This window comes from Streptomyces sp. NPDC059002 (assembly GCF_042740435.1).
In the GTDB taxonomy this organism is placed as follows: Bacteria; Actinomycetota; Actinomycetes; order Streptomycetales; family Streptomycetaceae; genus Streptomyces.
The window spans coordinates 90,582-108,311 of the sequence record NZ_JBHYJI010000028.1 but is presented as its reverse complement, the minus strand read 5'-3'; the positions used below and the strand labels follow the sequence as shown (position 1 = coordinate 108,311).

At 72.4% G+C, this 17,730-nt stretch carries 13 protein-coding genes; 9 read left to right on the top strand and 4 right to left on the bottom strand.

Annotated elements, in window-relative coordinates:
• Positions 1-4 precede the first annotated feature (4 nt).
• Genes ACFWZ2_RS24615 through ACFWZ2_RS24600 form a run of 4 tightly spaced genes read left to right on the top strand, consistent with a single transcriptional unit; the run spans position 5 to position 2,546 of the window.
• The gene (locus ACFWZ2_RS24615) at positions 5-913 is read left to right on the top strand and encodes a hypothetical protein (protein ID WP_384549078.1); all 909 of its coding nucleotides are present in this window, start codon (positions 5-7) and stop codon (positions 911-913) included.
• A complete protein-coding gene (locus tag ACFWZ2_RS24610) occupies positions 910-1,137 on the top strand; it encodes a Trm112 family protein (RefSeq protein ID WP_384549048.1) in 228 nt (75 codons plus the stop codon). The genes ACFWZ2_RS24615 and ACFWZ2_RS24610 overlap by 4 nt, the downstream gene beginning before the upstream one ends.
• Before the next feature lie 10 nt (positions 1,138-1,147).
• Positions 1,148-1,951, top strand: coding sequence for an FkbM family methyltransferase (locus ACFWZ2_RS24605; RefSeq protein WP_384549046.1), 804 nt, complete (start codon positions 1,148-1,150; stop codon positions 1,949-1,951).
• A complete protein-coding gene (locus tag ACFWZ2_RS24600; RefSeq protein ID WP_384549045.1) occupies positions 1,932-2,546 on the top strand; it encodes a hypothetical protein in 615 nt (204 codons plus the stop codon). The genes ACFWZ2_RS24605 and ACFWZ2_RS24600 overlap by 20 nt, the downstream gene beginning before the upstream one ends.
• Positions 2,547-2,632: 86 nt before the next feature.
• Here the strand turns inward: ACFWZ2_RS24600 and ACFWZ2_RS24595 are convergent, their stop codons facing one another.
• Entirely contained in the window at positions 2,633-2,929 is a 297-nt protein-coding gene (locus tag ACFWZ2_RS24595) for a hypothetical protein (protein ID WP_384549043.1), read from the bottom strand.
• Positions 2,930-3,148: 219 nt separating this feature from the next.
• Between ACFWZ2_RS24595 and ACFWZ2_RS24590 the strand changes: the two genes are divergently transcribed.
• The 4 genes from ACFWZ2_RS24590 (at position 3,149) to ACFWZ2_RS24575 (ending at position 7,635) form a co-directional block, all read left to right on the top strand.
• Positions 3,149-4,873 carry a protein kinase gene (locus ACFWZ2_RS24590; RefSeq protein ID WP_384549041.1) on the top strand — a complete coding sequence of 575 codons (1,725 nt, stop codon included), beginning with the start codon at positions 3,149-3,151 and terminating at the stop codon, positions 4,871-4,873.
• Positions 4,874-4,963: 90 nt separating this feature from the next.
• Positions 4,964-5,869, top strand: coding sequence for a LysR family transcriptional regulator (locus ACFWZ2_RS24585; protein ID WP_384549038.1), 906 nt, complete (start codon positions 4,964-4,966; stop codon positions 5,867-5,869).
• A gap of 111 nt (positions 5,870-5,980) precedes the next feature.
• Positions 5,981-6,550 (top strand): cysteine dioxygenase, encoded by a 570-nt coding sequence (locus tag ACFWZ2_RS24580; RefSeq protein WP_384549036.1) that lies wholly within the window; start codon positions 5,981-5,983, stop codon positions 6,548-6,550.
• Positions 6,550-7,635: a YeiH family protein gene (locus ACFWZ2_RS24575; RefSeq protein ID WP_384549034.1), complete on the top strand. Its 1,086-nt coding sequence runs from the start codon at positions 6,550-6,552 to the stop codon at positions 7,633-7,635. The genes ACFWZ2_RS24580 and ACFWZ2_RS24575 overlap by 1 nt, the downstream gene beginning before the upstream one ends.
• Positions 7,636-8,010: 375 nt before the next feature.
• Here ACFWZ2_RS24575 and ACFWZ2_RS24570 read toward each other — a convergent pair whose 3' ends face one another.
• Both ACFWZ2_RS24570 and ACFWZ2_RS24565 read right to left on the bottom strand, forming a co-directional pair.
• Complete coding sequence (locus tag ACFWZ2_RS24570) at positions 8,011-9,261, bottom strand: acyltransferase family protein (RefSeq protein WP_384549032.1); 1,251 nt, start codon at positions 9,259-9,261, stop codon at positions 8,011-8,013.
• Positions 9,258-11,696 (bottom strand): glycosyltransferase, encoded by a 2,439-nt coding sequence (locus tag ACFWZ2_RS24565; protein WP_384549030.1) that lies wholly within the window; start codon positions 11,694-11,696, stop codon positions 9,258-9,260. Before ACFWZ2_RS24565 ends, ACFWZ2_RS24570 begins: the two co-directional genes overlap by 4 nt.
• A 242-nt stretch (positions 11,697-11,938) precedes the next feature.
• On the opposite strand from ACFWZ2_RS24565, the gene ACFWZ2_RS24560 reads away from it, so the two are divergent.
• Positions 11,939-13,402, top strand: a complete 1,464-nt coding sequence (locus ACFWZ2_RS24560) for an acyl-CoA synthetase (protein WP_384549028.1) — start codon at positions 11,939-11,941, stop codon at positions 13,400-13,402.
• A 61-nt stretch (positions 13,403-13,463) separates the two neighbouring features.
• Here ACFWZ2_RS24560 and ACFWZ2_RS24555 read toward each other — a convergent pair whose 3' ends face one another.
• The gene (locus ACFWZ2_RS24555) at positions 13,464-17,138 is read right to left on the bottom strand and encodes a S8 family serine peptidase (protein ID WP_384549026.1); all 3,675 of its coding nucleotides are present in this window, start codon (positions 17,136-17,138) and stop codon (positions 13,464-13,466) included.
• Positions 17,139-17,730: the final 592 nt, after the last annotated feature.

Below are 17,730 nucleotides of genomic sequence, written 5' to 3'. Positions count from 1 at the left end.
GGGTGTGGCCGCGGCACTGCTCGCGAACGTGCTCTACAGCACCGGATTCGTCCTGGAGAAGCGGGCGTTGACGGCGATGCCGTCGGTCAGCGTCCGCAGTCCGGCCCGTCTGCTGCGGCAAGTGCTCGGCAGCCCCCTGTGGATCGGCGGCTCCCTGGCGCTCGCCGCGGGCTTCGGCGCGCAGCTCGCGGTCTACCGCACGCTGCCGATCGCCGCGGCGCAGGGCATCTTCGTGTCGGGCCTCGTCCTGCTCCTGCTCCTCTCCTCGGTCCTCCTCGGCGAACAGACCTCGGGCCGCGAGCGCTACGCGGTCGGCGCGATCCTCCTCGCGCTCCTGATGGTCGTCCTGTCGCTGAGCGAGAACTCCGACACGGTCGGCCGCGGCGCGCCCGTGCCGCTGGTCCTCACGGTGTGCCTGCCGTCGCTCGCGGCGGGCGTCTGGCTGTACGGCTCCGCGGAGCGCCGCGCGAAGCACCGCCACCGGATGCCGACGGCGGGCGTCGAGTACGGCGTCGCGGTGGGCCTGCTGTACGGCGTGAGCTCGCTGGCCATCAAGGGTGTCTCCAGCTATCTGACGACGCAGGGCATCGGCGGCGCGCTGGTCGATCTGCTGCGCTCGCCGTACCCGTATCTGCTGCTGTTCACCGGCGCGTTCGGCCTGATCATGTCGCAGGCGGCGCTCCAGCGCTGCCGGGCCTCCCTCATCGTCCCGGTGTGCACGACGGTTACGTCGCTGTTCACCGCGGTACTGGGGACGCTGGCGTTCGGCGAGGCGCTGCCGCACGAACCGGTGCGGCTCGCGCTGCGGATCGCGGGCACGGTCCTCGCCGTGTCCGTCCTCCTCGCCATGCCGAAGCACGACGGCACGGCACCCCAACCCGCCTCCCCCACGAAGGAGTTGACGAGCGGATGAATCCCGACGACCCGCTGCTGAAGATCCTCGCCTGCCCGCTGGACAAGGGCCCGCTGCATCTCCTGAGCCCGGCGGAGCCCCTCGTACCGGAAGAGGCCCTGTACAACCCCCGGCTGCGCCGCCGCTATCCGATCGTCGACGGCGTCCCGCAGCTCCTGCCGTCCTCGGGCGAACAGGTCCCCGAGGACGAGCACGAGCAGCTGCTCAAACAGATCTCGCCGTGACGGGGGCCGGATGACTTTCGCCGCGCGCCTCGCGCCCTTCGTCCCCGACCGCCTGGTCGCCGCCCTGGCCCGCCTCGTCTATCCGCGCTTCGAGCCGGAACTCGCCCGCCTCGCCGACCTCTGCCCGCCCGGCTGCGGCACCGCCGTGGACGTGGGCGGCTGGTACGGCCCCTGGTCGGCGCGGCTCGCCGCACGCGCGGAGCGGGTGGTGGCCGTCGAGCCCGTGCCGCATCTGGCGCGGCTCCTGGAATCCAGTACGCCGGGCAACGTCCGCGTGGTGCGGGCCGCGGCGACGGACCGTCCGGGCACGGCCCGGCTCTGGCTGCCGCACGGCGACCGCGGCGAGCGGGGCGTCTCGTCCCTCATCCGCCGCGACATCCACGCCACCGCCGTCGACGTGCCGTGCCTGACCCTCGACGGACTCGGTCTGCGGGACGTCCACTTCGTCAAGATCGACGTGGACGGCAATGAGCTGCCGGTGCTGCGCGGCGCCCGCGAGCTGATCGACCGCGACCGCCCGGCGATCTTCATCGAGCTGGAGTCCCGCATCCAGCCGATCGCGCCGATCGTGCGGCTCCTGACCGAAGGCCACGGCTACCGGGGCTGGGTCCTGCCGCACGACACCTGGCTGCCGCTCGCCGCCTTCGACCTGGAGGCGCACCAGTCCGGCACGGCGTACGTCGTCGCACAGGGCCTGCTGCGCCGGGTGCTCACGCCGAGACATCCCCGGTACGTCAACTCGGTCCTCTTCCTTCCGGAAGGCCACCGCCCGGGGCCGTACGCGGTGCGCGACGATGGGGCGCATGTCCGCTAGCCGTTCCGCTCCCGCCCCGTCTCCCGGCCCCTTCACCCCGCTGGACTTCCAGCTGGTCCTGCTGCGCCGGATGGCCGACCACAACCCGGACCTGGTGGAGGGCGCACGCCATGAACTGGGCGTCTCCATCGCTCAGATGCGCGAGGCCAACCGCCGCTGGCAGGCGATGTCCAGGTCGGCCCGCTCCCGGGGCGCCGCGTCGCGCTACCGCTCGGTCCTCGGCGCCCCCGGGTCGGCCATCCGCCGCACGATCGGCGACCTGGAGTGCGAGGCGCTGCTCTGGCCGGTCCCCCTCTGGCCCGATCTGCGCTTCGAGGTGCTGCTCGCGCCGAACGGCGCCGTGTGGAACGAGTGGCTGGTGCGCGCTCCCGGGGCACCGGGCGCTGTGCTCCGTACGCTCGACGACCTGACCCCGTGGTCGTGCACGGTCGACGAGGCGGCCCGCGCGTTCGCGCCCGCCCGGCCCATGGAGGGGACGGCACCGACGCGCTGGCGCCTCGCGTTCGCCGCGCCGGACGCGGGCGGCGAACGGCGGCGCTGTGTCGCGGAGTTCACGTGGGGGCTGCTGCAGCGGGTGGAGTTCCCCGACGCGTGAGCCGGTGAACTCCACCTTTCAGCTCAGGCCGCGAACACGCCCTGCTCGCCCCAGAGAATGACTCAGGGAATGACTCAGGGAATGACTCAGAGAACGAAGACGCTCCGCGCGGTCTCCGTGTGGTACGTCTCGCCGGGGTAGACGAGCCATTCGACCGGGCCCGTGCAGTCCGGGCCCGAGTGGACCTCGGCGATGGCGTCGGTGTAGTTGTCCACCGTGCTGAGGAACCGGTCGACGGCGTAGCAGCCGCTCGGGTCCTCGTAGGCCGTGCCGTTGATGACAAGGACCCCCTGCGCCGCGTACGCCGAGTTCGGCACGGAGAGTGCCAAAGCCGCGGCTGCCGCGAGCGCCCCCAGGACCTTGGCCGTGCGTCGTCGCCTCATGCGTGTACCCCTCCACCACGCGGACCGCTCCCTCCGCGATCCACTGAAGTGACCCACGGTAGTGGATCACGCACATGTCGTGACGGGCGCGCGGAGGCAACCCCGGCGCGGGCGCGCGCCGTTCACACTCCCCCCACACACCTCCCGGGTCCGTCACACCCCTCACCTCCCCGCACGCCCAACTACGGGACGGGGCAAGGGAGTTCGTATGATGCGGCCATGGCAAGCACGGGGGAACTGATAGCCGGCCGCTACCGCATCACGGCACGGCTCGGACGCGGCGGCATGGGAACGGTGTGGCGGGCGCAGGACGAGCTGCTCGGGCGCGACGTCGCCGTGAAGGAACTGCACGTGGACGCCGGGCTCTCCCAGCTCGACGCGGAACGGCAGCGGGAGAGGACCCTGCGCGAGGCGCGGTCCGTCGCCCAGGTGAAGCACCCCGGCATCCTCGTGCTGCACGACGTCGTGCGCCACGACGAGCAGCCCTGGCTGGTGATGGAGCTGATCGACGGCCGCTCGCTCGCCGACCGCATCGCCGCGGACGGACCGCTGCCGCCCGCGGAGGCCGCCAGGATCGGCCTCGCCCTGCTCGCCGCGCTGCGCGCCGCGCACACCGCCGGTGTCCTGCACCGCGACCTGAAGCCCGCCAACGTACTCCTGGAAGCGGGCACGGGACGCGTCGTCCTCTCCGACTTCGGCATCGCCCAGGTCGCCGGGCAGACCACGCTCACCCAGACCGGGGCGTTCGTCGGCTCCCCCGAATACACCGCGCCCGAGCGGATGTCGGGGCGTCACACAGGCCCCGAGGCCGACCTGTGGTCGCTCGGCGTGCTGCTCTGCGCGGCCGTCGAGGGCGAATCCCCCTTCCACCGCGACTCGGTGGCGGGCGTGCTGCACGCCGTGGTCGTGGACGAGGTGCGGCTGCCCGACGCCGCGGGCCCGCTGCTGCCCGTCGTACGAGGACTGCTGGAACGGGATCCGGAGCGGCGGTTCGGCGCGGACGAGACGGAGCGGGCGCTGCGCGGCTTCCTCGACGAGGAGCGGCTGCCGACCGTGGCGCACACACCGGTGCCGGGGGCGGCCGCCGCGGCACCGCGCCCGCCGACCCGGACCCCGCGGGATCCGCACGGCGACGAACCGGTGGTGCTCGGCGCCGCGCCCGCCGCAGCGCGAAGGCGCGCCCGGGCGCGGATCTCGCTGCTCGGCGGCGTCCTGATCGCCGTGCTCGCGGCGGGCGGCGTCGGCACCGGGGTGTGGCTCCTGACGCGGGGCGAGGCGGGCACGGAGCAGCGGGCGGGCGACGGGGGCCGCGCGGACCGGGTGCGCGAGGAGACGGCATCGCCCGAGCCGGAGAAGAGCTCGACGAAGAAGGCGGAGCCGAAGCCGCCGCCCAAGACCGACAAGGACAAGGGCGAGGACAAGGACGGCGCCACCCCCACCAAGGGCACCCCTTCCCCGGACACTCCCGACGAACCGGCCAAGTCCCCCGATTCCGGCGGCGATCCGAGCCCCGCGGGCTATCGCACCGTCACGGATCCCGCGGGCTTCACGCTCTCCCTCCCCGACGGCTTCACCCGCTCCCCCGAACCGCCCCGCACCTACTACTACTCGCCGGGCAAGGAGTTCCGCGTCGGCATCCACCCCCAGGCCCAGGACCCCGAAGGCCCCCTCGCCGTGATGCGGCAGGCCCACAAGGACGGCCCCTCGGACTACCCCGGCTACCGCGGCGGCTCGGTGCAGGAGACCACGCACGGCGGAAACCCGGCCGCCCTGTGGGTCTTCACCTGGGACGGCGCCCCCGAGGACGGCGGCCCCCGGGTCACCTACGACCTGAGCTGGAACGAGAACGGCAAGATGTACGACCTGTGGGTGTCGGCCCCGGCCGCCCAACGGTCCACGGGCAAGAGCCACTTCGACGAGGCCGTGGAGTCCTTCACCCCGTGAGGCGCCCGCCGGGTCCGTGCGCGGGATCCGGACCTCAAAGGGCCACCCCCACCCTTGTTCGCGCCTCCCAACATCTGCTTATGATTCAGGGTGTTCGATTCACGGCACATCAAGACGTTTCACGAAGTGGTCCGGGCCGGGTCCTACTCGGCGGCCGCCCGCTCGCTCGGCTATACGCAGCCGGCGATCACGCAGCAGATGAAGGCCCTCGAACGGTCCGTCGGCACCCCGCTGTTCACCCGGGTCGGGCGCAGCATGCGCCTGACCGAGGCCGGTGAGGCGCTGTCGCGGCACGCGGGGATCATCCTGGACGACATCTCCACCGCGCAGCAGCAGATGAACGCGATCACCCGGCTGCGGTCGGGCCGGGTGCGGGTCTGCGCCTTCCCCAGCGCCAACGCCACCCTCATCCCGGAGGCGCTCGCCCGGCTCGCGTCGGGGCATCCCGGGGTGCGGGTCGAGCTTCTGGAGGACGAGCCGCCGGAGTCGCTGCGGCGCGTGGTGCGCGGCGAGTGCGACGTCACGCTCGCCTTCACCTATCCCGGCCTGCACGAAGAGGTGCCGGACGAGCTGGTGGAGATCCCGCTGATGGAGGACCAGCTGACGGTCCTGATGCCCGCGGGGCACCCGATGGCACGGCGGCGTTCGGTCAAGCTCGCCGAGCTGGCCCAGGAGCGGTGGATCGCGGGCTGCCCGCGCTGCCGCGCCAACTTCCTGCACGAGTGCGCGGAGCTGGGCTTCGCGCCGGACATCGCGTTCACCACCGACGACAATCTGGTGGTGCAGAGCCTGGTCGCCGAGGGGCTCGGCGTCGCGATGATGCCGGGGCTCGTCCTGAACTTCCTCTGCCACCGGAAGGTGACGGGCCGCGCCCTGGACCCGGCGTCGCGGCGGCAGGTCTCGGCGTACGTCCTCAAGGACCATCTGCGCATTCCGGCCACCGCGCTCGTCGTCGACGTCCTGAAGTCCGTGGCGGCCAACCGCGTCGGCTGCTGAGGCCGCGGCGGGCCGCGGACACCCGCGCGTACCGCATCCATAAGCAGAAGTTGCAGTACGGCCAAAGAACTGTCGTTGGACGTGATGGGCCGGTGGCACGACGCTGCCGGTATGAGCACTACGACCGCGTACCGGGCCGCCCGGACCACAGAACGCCTCGACTCCCTCGTAGCCGACGTGCGCGAGGCCGTCGGGCGCGGCCTGCCTCCCGACCTGACCGCGTATCTGGTCGGCGAGCGCCTCGCGCCCCACCTCGGCGCCGCCGATCTGCTCACGGACGAGCAGTGCGAGGGCGACACCGAGCGCTACCGCCAGCACGTGCTGCACGCCGAGCAGGACGGCAGCTTCTCGATCGTGGCGCTCGTCTGGCTGCCGGGGCAGCGGACCTCCATCCACGACCATGTGTCGTGGTGCGTCACGGGAGTCCACGAGGGCGAGGAGCACGAGCGCCGCTACCGGCTCGTGCCCGCCACCGAGACCGGCGGGCCCGGCCGCCTCGTCGCCACCGAGGACGTGGTCAACCCGCAGGGCGCGGTCTGCGGCTTCGCGCCGCCCGGCGACATCCACCGGGTGTGGAACGCCTGCGGCTCGCGCGCGATATCCATCCACATCTACGGTGCGGACATCGCGCGCCTCGGCAGCAGTGTGCGCCGGGTGTACGAGCTCCCGGCCGACCGGTAATGGCGCTGCTCGGGGAGCGCACCAAGTCCCGTACGGAGAACATCACTTCCGCGGTCGTACGCCCGTCGGGCAAGCCGCCGGGGCTCGCCCTCGCGGTGCTCGGCGTGGCGCTCGCCTGGGGCGTGCACCAGCTGGTCCCGGGCGTGCCGATGCTCACCGTCGCCGTGGTCCTCGGGATCGTCGCGGCCCATCTGCCGGGCCGCGCCCGCGCGTTCGTGCGCGGTCCCGGCAAGGCGGGCCTGACGTTCGCGGGCAAGCGGCTTATGCGCGTCGGCATCGTGCTGCTCGGCCTGAAGCTGAGCCTGGACGACGTGCTCGGGCTCGGCTGGGCGTCGGTCGCGATGGTGCTGTGCGTGGTCACGGTCACCTTCTTCGGCACCTGGTGGCTCGGCCGCCGCATGGGGCTCCGCGGCGACCAGCCGCTGCTGATCGCCACCGGCTACTCGATCTGCGGCGCGTCCGCGATCGGCGCGGTCAGCGAGGTCTCGGAGAGCGACGAGCGGGACACCGCCACCTCGGTGGCCCTCGTGACCCTCTGCGGCACGCTCGCGATCGCCGTACTGCCGCTGCTCCAGCACCCGTTGGGGCTCAGCGACGCCGAGTTCGGGCGCTGGGTCGGGGCGAGCGTGCACGACGTGGGGCAGGTCGTGGCGACCGCGCAGACCGCGGGATCCGGCGCGCTCGGCGACGCGGTCCTGGTCAAGCTGATGCGGGTCGCACTGCTCGCGCCGCTCGTCGCGGCGGTGGCGCTGTCGGTGCGGGCGCGGTCCCGGCATGCGGCCGCCGTGGGAGGCGGCTCGTCCGGTGCGGCCAAGGCCGCCAAGCGGCCGCCCCTCGTGCCGCTCTTCGTCGTCGGCTTCCTCGCCATGGTGGCCCTGCGCACCACGGGGCTGCTGCCGGGCGGCGCCATCGACGCGGCGCAGACAGCACAGGAACTCCTGCTGGCCGCCGCCCTGTTCGGGCTCGGCAGCGCGGTGGACCTGCCGTCCCTGACCCGCACCGGCGGACGGGTCGCGGCGCTCGGCCTGGTCTCGTGGGGTGTGATCGCCGGGATCTCGTACGCGGGTGTGGTGCTGACGTACTGAGCGGCCGGGCGCCCGCCGCCGTCCGGGCGCCCACCACCATCCGAACAACCAATGGGAACGACTGGGCAGTTGTTCCCTGGAACAGGTGATCGTCACGCAAGGAATTGCGCGGGGCCCCCGTGATTGACGATGCTTACGGTGCGCAAGCGACGGGCTGCAGACCGTGACTGCGTTCCCGGCCCATGTCCCATACGGGGCCGGGGAGTTGGTCCCGAAAGTCCCACACGGAAGCACCAAGGAGAAGCACCACCATGAACCTCATCACTGACGTCCTCGCCGGTCTCGCCCACTTCGTCGGCTGGCTGGTCTGACGTCACCCGCACACCGCAGCGACGCCGCCTCTCCCCGTCCCACGGAGAGGCGGCGTCGCCGTGTTCAGCGGGCTGCCTCCGGATAGAAGTCCCGCGCCGCCCCCTTCCCGTCCTTCGCCTTGCCGAGCAGGCTCGCCGGGTACTCCACGAGCCAGTAGCTGACCGTGCCGACCGCCAGGGCCACGAGCAGCACGACGAGGACCGCGACCGGGAATCCCGCCTGCGACGACGGAAGCAGCCCCGCCGCGTCGAGCTCCAGCATCACCGGCTCGTGCCAGATGTAGAGGCTGTAGCTGATCAGCCCCACCGCGGTGACCCAGCGGGCCCTCAACAAGCCGTGCCACCGCACCTGTTGCTGCTCGCGGCGCCGGATGTGCAGCGTCGCGTACAGCAGCACGGACCAGAGGAGCGCGGCCAGCGGATGGTAGAAGGTGTGCGCGAAGTTCTCCGGCTCGGAGAGGTACGACAGGGCGCACAGGCCGCCGAACGCCGCCAAGGACAGCACGGTCGCCCACCGCGCACGCACCCTGCCCCGGTCGTCGCCGAGCGCCGTGAGCAGCACCGCGAGCGCCATGCCCGCCGCGAACCCGCCGAAGCGGGCCTGCGGGCCGAAGTACACCGGCCAGTCGGTGTGCGGGACGTCCAGGACGTAGTGCGCGTACGCGATCCATCCGGCGGGCAGCGCGAAGAGCGCCGCGCAGCCCGACGCGCACAGCGCCACCCGCGCCCGCCGGGTCCGCAGCCCCCGGCAGGCGCGCACCGCGAGCGGCCCGAGCACCACCAGCGCGAGGTAGAAGGCGACTTCGAGGGAGAGCGACCAGGTGGGCCCAAGGGTGTAGAAGATCCGCTCGCGGTCGAAGACGTGCGTGAACGTGAGGTGCCCGACCAGGTCGCGCCAGTCGCCGGGCAGCGTCGGGTTCCGCATCGACCAGACGACGAGGACCGCGAGGAAGTACAGCGGCAGGATGCGGATGGCACGCCGGAAGAGGAACACCCGGCCCGGCCTGACCGAGCCCTCCTTGCCGTCGATCGCGGCGCGCGCGTACGACAGCGTGAGCAGGTACGCCGACATCACGAAGAAGAGGTCGATCACTTCGAGGGAGATCAGCGCCCCGACGTACGGGTTGTCGACGGGCGGGTGCGAGCCCCCGGCGTCGTACCGGTAGTACTGCTGCCAGACGTGGAAGACGACCGTGCTGAGCGCGGCCAGGCCCCGGAATCCCTGGAGTTCGAGCGCGCGGCCGCGGGTGGGCGGCTCCGGACGGGCGGCGGGCCGGGGCCGTGCCGTGGTCTCGGGCGCGATGAGCGACGTCACGAACCGCCCTCCGCCCCGGTGGGCGCGGCGGCGGCCACGGCGGCCCTCGGCGTCACCCGCCACTGCCGGTCCCCGAGGACCTCCTTGAGGTGCGCGGCCCGCGCCACCATGTTCTTGAAGTGCGTGTAGAAGACGGTCGACACGAGCAGATAGCGCCAGAACCAGCCGCGCCGTACGCGCAGTTCGGGCACCGCGAGCCGCCACGCGAACGCCGCCTGCACGAGCCCGGCCGACAGCGTGACCGCCGCCGCGATCAGGCAGACGGGCACCGCCCAGTCGAGCCGGTCGGCGCCGCCCGCGCGCCAGGCGGCATGCAGCAGGATGGGCAGGATCTGCAGCGTCAGCCACGGCTGGACCTCGCGCCAGCCGAGCAGCACGAAGAGCCCGGTCTTCTGGCGCCGGGTGAAGACCGGCGAACGCAGGCCCCGCCACAGGTGTTTGAGCGAGACCTGGAGCCAGCCCTGCGCCCAGCGCGAGCGCTGGTTCCACAGCGGCTTGAGCATCGTCGGGGCCAGCTCGCGCGAGATGAGCGTGCGGTCCATGGCGATGCGCGCGCCCGCGTTCAGGGCCCGCATCGTGGAGTCGATGTCCTCGGTGAGCATCGAGCCGTGCATCCGGGTGCGGGCCAGCAGGTCGGTGCGCCAGAAGCCGTTGGAGCCGCCGAACACCCCGAAGCCGTAGAGCCGGGTGCGGCCGGGGTGGCTGACCGCGTAGATCGCCTCGAACTCGATGGCCACGAGCCGGGCCACCCAGGAGCTTTCGCCGTTGCGTATGACGCAGTGGCCCTGCACGACGTCGTAGCCGTTCGACAGCCAGTCCCAGGCGTGCCGGAAGGCGTCGGGCGCCGGATGGTGGTCGGCGTCGAAGATCCCGACGAACTCGCCGCGCACCCGTGTCACGGCCGCGTTGAGGTTCTGCGCCTTGGAGGTGCTGCCCGGCACCGGCAGGAGCACCAGGCGCGGATCGCGGCGCGCGATGTCCCGCAGGGTCTCCTCCACCGGCAGATCGTGCGGGGTGTTGTACGCGAGGACGACCTCCAGCTCGTTCGGGTAGTCCAGGCGCAGGAACGACTCGACGGTGTCGACGATCGTCGCCGCCTCGTTCGGCAGGTACGCCGCGATGACCGCGCTGGCCACCGGATACGGCTGCCCCGGCGTCGCGGGGCGCTGCTTCGCGTCGAGCGAGAACAGGCACTCCAGGAGGATCAGCAGGGCGGACGTCACGAGCCCCGCGACCACCACCCAGTACGCGACCGCCGCCGCGTCCCAGCCCATCTCGTACGCCTGCCGGTAGCAGAGGAACGGCACGCCCACGCCGAGCGCCAGCATCAGGACCGGCGAGAGCAGCGGGGTCACCGCGGCGAGCAGGGCGCGCGGGCCGCGCCGGGCCCTGCGGTGGCCGTGCGCGGCGGCGGCGCGCATCCACGGTTCGTAGCGCACGGGCCGCAGATCGCGGTGGCGCAGCGCCTCTTCGGCGGCGTCCCGCGCCTGCTCAGCGGCCTGCGTGCTCGCGCCGCCGCCGGTGCACGGGCCCAGCGGGGTCCAGCCGACGGCCGGGGTGAGCCGGACGTTCTCGTCGGCGACGACGAACCGCGTGCCGGCCACGGCCGCGGCGAACTCCCGCAGGCTCGCGGCCGCGGTCTCCTCGTCGACGCCCGGCATCAGGACGAGCAGCCTGCCCTCGTCGTCCCAGCCGAGCCGGTCGCAGACGCTGCCCAGACTTCCCCAAGCTCTCGGCTCCGCTCGAGCAGGGGATGCCCCATCCACGACCTGGGCGAGCCGCTCGGCGACCTCGCGGCGCACGCGCGGCCCGAGCCGGGTCTCCAGCGCCGCGGTCTCGGCGACGCCGACCACGGCGAGGACACCGCCGCGCCGGGCGGCCGCGGGGCGCTGGAGTTCGCGGTCGAGTTCGGCCATGAAGTGCGGCGCCGAGTACAGGCCGGTGCGCGGGTCGAGGAGCAACTGCTCGACGGGGACGGGGACGCGGTGCAGCTTGGCCGCTATCCGGGCCGACAGCTCGACCGGGTCGGACGCCTCGGGAACGCAGTCGTCGGCGCCGTGCCGCAGGAGTTCGGCGACGGTCGCGGGGGTCCTCGCCGTGGTGACCATGAGCAGCGGGAGCGCCTGCCCCGCCGGGTCGGCGCGGACCTCGCTGATCACGTCGGGGCCCTGCCGCCGCCCGTCGGGCCCGTCGTCCAGGGCGACGATGGCGTCGGGCATGGCCTGCCTGACCTGGCGGTGCACATCGCCGGGTACGGCGTGCGTGACCTCGTGGCCGGTCAGCCGCAGGGTGCGGGTGAGCTGCTCCCTGCTGGGTCCGGGGGCGCCGACGGCGAGCACGTGGGGGCGGCCGGGCGGCGCGGGATCGGAGGTGGTGGACTGGTGCGGTATGCGCACCTGTTGGTGGGCGTCGGGACGCCTCAGAACGTCGGACATGAAGGTGGTCCCATCCTGTTCGGATTGTGGGGGGAGGACCGCATTACTGATGTGCTGGTAGCTGACCGGTAGTTGATTGACCTTTTGACCAATGCATCGAACAGCCCAGAAACTCGGGCCAATCGGCCATCGGTTACATCAGCCTCAACGATCACTGTGACACCGCACCTTCAACGGCGTAACGCTCTCATTACACGCAGGTGCAGAGACTGCACCTGCCCTGCACACGAGGAGTACGACACGTGGATCCCCTCTTCCCGGCCCTGACCGCCCCGCGCGGGGAGGCCCTGCGATTCGGCGACCGCTCCCTCTCCTACGCCGAACTCGCCGCCACCGCAGGGGCATTGGCGGACCGGCTGCACGGCACGGGACGGGTGGCCCTGTGGGCGACGCCCTCCCTGGAGACCGCCGTCGGAGTGGTCGCCGCGCTGCTCGCCGGGGTACCGGCCGTACCGCTCAACCCGAAGTCGGGCGACTCCGAACTCACCCACATCCTCCGCGACAGCGCCCCGTCCCTGATCCTGACCGAGCCCGGGGCCCAACTGCCGCCCGCACTCGCGGATCTGACGCGCCACGACATCGACGTACGACAGGGTGACGAGGACCGCCCGACAGCGCTCCCCGCCGAACCCGACCCCGAGACGCCCGCCCTGATCGTCTACACCTCGGGCACCACGGGCCCGCCCAAGGGCGTCGTCCTGCCGCGCCGCGCGATCACCTCGACCCTGGACGCCCTCGCGGACGCCTGGCAGTGGACCGGCGACGACGTCCTCGTGCACGGTCTGCCGCTCTTCCATGTGCACGGCCTGATCCTCGGCACGCTCGGACCGCTGCGGCGCGGCGGCTCCGTACGCCACCTCGGCCGGTTCAGCACCGAGGGCGTGGCGCGCGAACTCGGTTCGGGGGCGACCATGCTGTTCGGCGTCCCCACGATGCACCACCGGATCGCCGAAGCCCTCCCCGACGAACCGGAGTTGGCGAAGGCCCTGTCCGGTGCGCGACTCCTCGTCTCCGGCTCGGCGGCGCTCCCCGTCCACGACCACGAACGGATCACGAACGCCACGGGGCGCCACGTCATCGAGCGCTACGGCATGACGGAAACCCTCATGAACACCAGCGTCCGAGCGGACGGCGAGCCCCGTGCGGGCACCGTCGGCGTCCCCCTGCCCGGCGTCGAACTGCGCCTCGTCGACGAGGCGGACAGCGAGCTGAACGACACCGGCCCCGAGGCCGTCGGTGAGATCCAGGTCCGCGGCCCCAACCTCTTCACCGCATACCTCAACCGCCCCGACGCGACCGCCGCGGCCTTCGCCGACGGCGGCTGGTTCCGCACCGGCGACATGGCCGTGCGCGACCCCGACGGCTACGTCCGCATCGTCGGCCGCAAGGCCACCGACCTCATCAAGAGCGGCGGCTACAAGATCGGCGCGGGCGAGATCGAGAACGCGCTCCTCGCCCACCCCGGGGTGCGCGAGGCGGCCGTCACCGGGGAACCCGACCCCGACCTCGGCGAGCGGATCGTGGCGTGGATCGTGCCCGCCGACCCCGAAGTGCCGCCGTCGGCCGACGAGTTGGCGTCCCACGTGGCGTCGGGCCTCGCGCCGCACAAGCGGCCGCGGGTGGTGCGGTATCTGGAGGCGCTGCCGCGCAACGACATGGGCAAGATCATGAAGCGCGCGCTGATTCCCGGCCCCTCCAGCGATTGAGAAGCGGGGCCCGGGGCAGAGCCCCGCGTCGGCGAGCGACGCGGGGCTCCACCCCTGCGGGCTACTTCACCCCCACCGCCCGGATGATCTCCTGAGTCACGGACCCACCCCGGTCATCACGCGCGGAGGCCCGCAACGACACGGACCCGGCATCACCGGGAACCTTCAACTTCCCTGCCCAGGAGGCCTTCCCTCCGTCCCGGTCCAGGGCAACGCCCTTCCACGTCCTGCCCTCGTCGTACGACACGGACAACGTGCCGCCCCGAAGAGAACCCACGGCCTCCGCCCCCTTGACGTACTCGGCGAAGATCCCGACCGGCACGGTCCGCCCCGCCCGCACGTCGCCCGCCAGGGACGTGTCGACGTCGAAGCCGAGGTTGAGCAGCGGCAGATACGTCTTCCTGTCCGCCGCCGTCTCCTTCGACTTGAAGGCCCACTCGGCGTGCCCCTTCGTCGCGAGCTTCCACCGCTCCGGGTCGAGCGTCGTGTCGGTGACGACCTTGTACGTGTGCTCGGCCGGGTCCGCGTCCCACACGTACACGCCCGAACTCTTGCGCCGGTCGGCGCTCACGCCGTCCACGAAGACCTCGCTGACCTGTGTCATGGAGTCCTCGTTCCACACGTCGCCGAAGCCGGTGTGGTCGGGCCCCGAGTCGCCCCAACCGGGCACGTTGAACTCCAGGTTGTTGCCGGTGCGCGTCTGCCCCCAGCCGAGGCCCGTGCCCAGCCAGGGGTGCCAGACGGGCTTGAACCAGTCGAGCGCGGTGTGCCTGCCGCCCTTGTAGGCGACCAGGCCGCTGCGCTCCTCCAGTGCGCCGGGCCCCGTGGACACGGACTCGTGCCACTTCTGGCCCGCCCCCGTGGACACGTACTCCGTCCTCTCGGTCGGATGGTCGATCTTCTCCTGGAAGCCGATGCCGATCGGGAAGGTGTCCGTGATCGAGTACCGGTACTCGCCGCCCGCGGCGGGCTTCACCGCGTGGAACTTGGCGTCCACCACGGCCAGTTCACGCTTCTTCGGCTCGTAGGTGAGGTCCTTCGGTACGGCACCCTTGTGCCCCTCGGAGAGGTCGTACACGTAGGGCGTGTTGCGCGTCCCTGTGCTGTCGACCTTCCTGCCCGCCTCGGCGGCGGCGATGAGGCGGGCCCCGTCGGCGGCGTCGACCGTCGCGATCTGCAGCGGCCGGTCGGCGTTGTCGTCGGTGCCGAACCAGGAGTTGAGACGGCCCGGCTGATCGTCCGTCACGAACAGCGCCTTCGCGCCCGCGTCCTGCGCGGCCTGCCCGAGCTGCGCCGGAGTGACCGCCGCCGTGCGCCGCACGACGACCGCCTTGCCGCGCACGTCCTTGCCCTCGTACGCGGCCGGGGTGCCGTCGCCCGCGTCCACCAGCGCCCACGTGTGCCGGCCCTCGGCGATCGTCCCGCCGGGCTGCGCGAGCGCGTCCCGTACGCCCTTCACATCCACGACGGGCTTGCCGAGCCGCCAGACCGTGCGGTACTCGAAGCTGCCCTCGGTCACCTCGTCCGTCGGCGCCGCGAAGACGCTGTCGTACTTCACGGGCACCTGGACGGCGCCCATCAGATCGGCGCCACCGGCCTTCCTGTCGTACTCCATGAGGAGCTGACGGGTCTCGGTGCGCCGGTCGACGTCGGCCTTGATCTCGCGCAACTTCCGTCCGTCCAGGGTGACTTCGCGGTCCCGGTCGAGCTCGACCTGCGGGTCGGCGAGGAAACCGAGACCGAGGGAGCCCTTGCCGTTGCCGCCGCGCACGTCGAGGAAGGAGGAGAGGGCGTACGTCCCCGGCTTCAGGCGCAGCTTCAGCGTGCCGGATTCACCGACGGCCGCCGGGAAGGGGTCGGTGTCCTTGACGAGCTGCTGCACCACCAGGTCGGCGGCGCTCGCCGCACCGTCGCGGTCCTTGACGTGGACGGTGAGCGTGTACCGCTCCTCCTCCTTGACCAGGCCGAACGCGGTGTGCGCGACCTCCTTGCCGCCGACGCTCGCGACGACCCGGCCACTGGTGTTCCCGACGGGCGCCTGCGCGCCGTCACCGGTGACGGTGGTCGACGCGGTGCCGTGCGCGGGGACGGTGAGGGTGCTGTCGGCGATGCCGACGACGCCGTCGGCGGCCCCCTGCGCCGCCAGCTTCAACTCCACCGCTTCATCCGCCGAGTTGGCGTACGTGAGGGTCCGCTCGACCGGCTTGTTCTCGTCGTACGGCCAGCCGTAGAAGCCGAAGTCGACCGCGCCGCCCGCGGTGACCCGCGCGTCGATCGCGTCGGGCACGCTGACCCGGCCCGCACCCAACTCGTAGACGGACGCGTCGAGTTGCTTCGACGTGGACATCAGCGCGCTCTTGAGCTGCTCCGGCGTCCAGTCGGGGTGCTTCTCGGCGAGCAGGGCGGCGACCCCCGCGACGTGCGGGGTCGCCATCGACGTACCGCTCATCTCGGTGTAGAAGCCCGAACCGCCCGTCAGCTGCGAGCGGGCCGCGAGGATGTCGACGCCCGGCGCCGACAGATCCGGCTTCAGGCCGTGGTCCCCGGCGCGCGGCCCCTGACTCGTGAAGTACGCGGCGCTGTCGCCCGAGTCGACCGCGCCGACGGTCAGCGCCGAATCGGCGGCACCGGGCGAACCTATGGACGACGGCGCCCCCGTGTTGCCCGCCGCGATGACGAAGAGCGCGCCGGTCTCCTTCGTGAGGGAGTTCACGGCGGCGGCCATCGGGTCGGTGCCGTCACTGGCCTCCGACGAGCCGAGGCTCATCGACACGACCTTCGCGTCGACATCCCTGGCCGCCCACTCCATGCCCGCGATGATCTCCGACTCGCTGCCGAAGCCCTCGTCGCTGAGCACCTTGCCGACGGCGAGGGAGGCGCCGGGCGCGACACCCTTCTCCTTGCCGCCCTCCGACGCGGCGCCGCTGCCGCCCACGGTCGATGTGACATGAGTGCCATGGCCGTTGCGGTCGGCGACCTCCTCACCCGGGATGAAACTCTTCGTCTCACCGACCCGGTCCTTGAGGTCCGGGTGCCCGGTGTCCACGCCCGTGTCGAGGACGGCGACCTTCACGCCCTTCCCCGTGAGCCCGGCCTCCCACGCCTTCGGTGTGCCGATCTGCTCATTGCTCTGCGCCATGTCGGCCTCGACGCGCCCGTCGAGCCACACCTTGCCGACGCCGCCCGCCCCGTCCCGCACCGACCGCCAGAGGCTGCCGGGCCGCTCCGCCCTGACGGCGACCCCCTCCACACTCGGCAGCGCACGCACCTTCTCGACCCCGCGCGGCAGGTCACGCGCGCCCCGCCCGGCACCCTTGTCATAGGTGACGATGAGCGGCAGAGCCCTGCCCTCTCCCCCGGCCGCGGGCTCCGCGAAGCCCTGCCGGATCAGCTCCGTCACATCGAACAGCCGCTCATCGAGGGCACCCGCCCGCAGCCGCTCCCTCGCCTCGTCCGGCACGACGGTGACATGCCCACCCGACACCCAGCTCCGCACCGCCCCGCTCGCCCCCACGGGCCGTTCGACCGTGACGGACTGCTTCCCTCCGGGAAGCCGGTGGACAGTGACCTTGTCACCAGTGATCAACGTGACGGTCCGGCCGGCCGGAACCGCCCCTACGGAATCGCCGGAACCGGTCCCAGCCGTGGCGCTCTGCCCCGCAGGAAGCAGGCCGAACACCAGACCAACACCAGCAACCACGACCCCGGCTCTTCGCCGCACGGAGGCTCTGCTCATGGCGCTCCCTCTCTTCGTCGGACCCGGACAGACCTGATGCCCGAGCGCTCCGAAAAGTCTCAGGGCCCTTCTGTTGCAGCCGAGTTGACAAGAACTGGCGAAAACCCGCCAGGGCGTGTTCCCGCCAGGCGGGGGCGTCTCGGGGGAGGGCCTTGCGGGGGACCTCGCGAGTGGGCCTCGCGGGGGCCTCACGAGTGGGCCTCGCGGGGACCTCGCGAGTGGGCCTCGCGGGGGCCTCGCGAGTGGGCTTCCGCCTGAGGGCTCCCAGTGACCTCCCCGGAACCTGCCGGGTCCGCTCCGAGGCGGGGTCCCCCGAGGACCACCCCACGGCGGGGCCTCCCCGGACCCCGGTCCCGGTCCCTGGGGCCGCCTCCCCCTGGAGGCTCCCGAGGGCCTCTCCGGAGCCTGCCGGGATCCGCCCGATCCGAGCGCCTCAAGACGGACCCCAGGGCCCAAGGCCCCCAGAGCCGCCCCCCTGCGGCTCCCATGAACCTCCCCGGCGCCCGCGAGGATCCGCCCGAGCCGAGCCCTCAAGGAGCACAAGGTGGGACCTCCCGAGGCCCGAGATCCCCCAGAGCCGCCCCTTGAAGAC

Coding starts and splice junctions, on each gene's coding strand:
- ACFWZ2_RS24610 (WP_384549048.1), top strand. CDS start 910: ATGAATCCCGACGACCCGCTGCTGAAGATCCTCGCCTGCCCGCTGGAC.
- ACFWZ2_RS24605 (WP_384549046.1), top strand. CDS start 1,148: ATGACTTTCGCCGCGCGCCTCGCGCCCTTCGTCCCCGACCGCCTGGTC.
- ACFWZ2_RS24600 (WP_384549045.1), top strand. CDS start 1,932: ATGGGGCGCATGTCCGCTAGCCGTTCCGCTCCCGCCCCGTCTCCCGGC.
- ACFWZ2_RS24595 (WP_384549043.1), bottom strand. CDS start 2,929: ATGAGGCGACGACGCACGGCCAAGGTCCTGGGGGCGCTCGCGGCAGCC.
- ACFWZ2_RS24590 (WP_384549041.1), top strand. CDS start 3,149: ATGGCAAGCACGGGGGAACTGATAGCCGGCCGCTACCGCATCACGGCA.
- ACFWZ2_RS24580 (WP_384549036.1), top strand. CDS start 5,981: ATGAGCACTACGACCGCGTACCGGGCCGCCCGGACCACAGAACGCCTC.
- ACFWZ2_RS24575 (WP_384549034.1), top strand. CDS start 6,550: ATGGCGCTGCTCGGGGAGCGCACCAAGTCCCGTACGGAGAACATCACT.
- ACFWZ2_RS24565 (WP_384549030.1), bottom strand. CDS start 11,696: ATGTCCGACGTTCTGAGGCGTCCCGACGCCCACCAACAGGTGCGCATA.
- ACFWZ2_RS24555 (WP_384549026.1), bottom strand. CDS start 17,138: ATGAGCAGAGCCTCCGTGCGGCGAAGAGCCGGGGTCGTGGTTGCTGGT.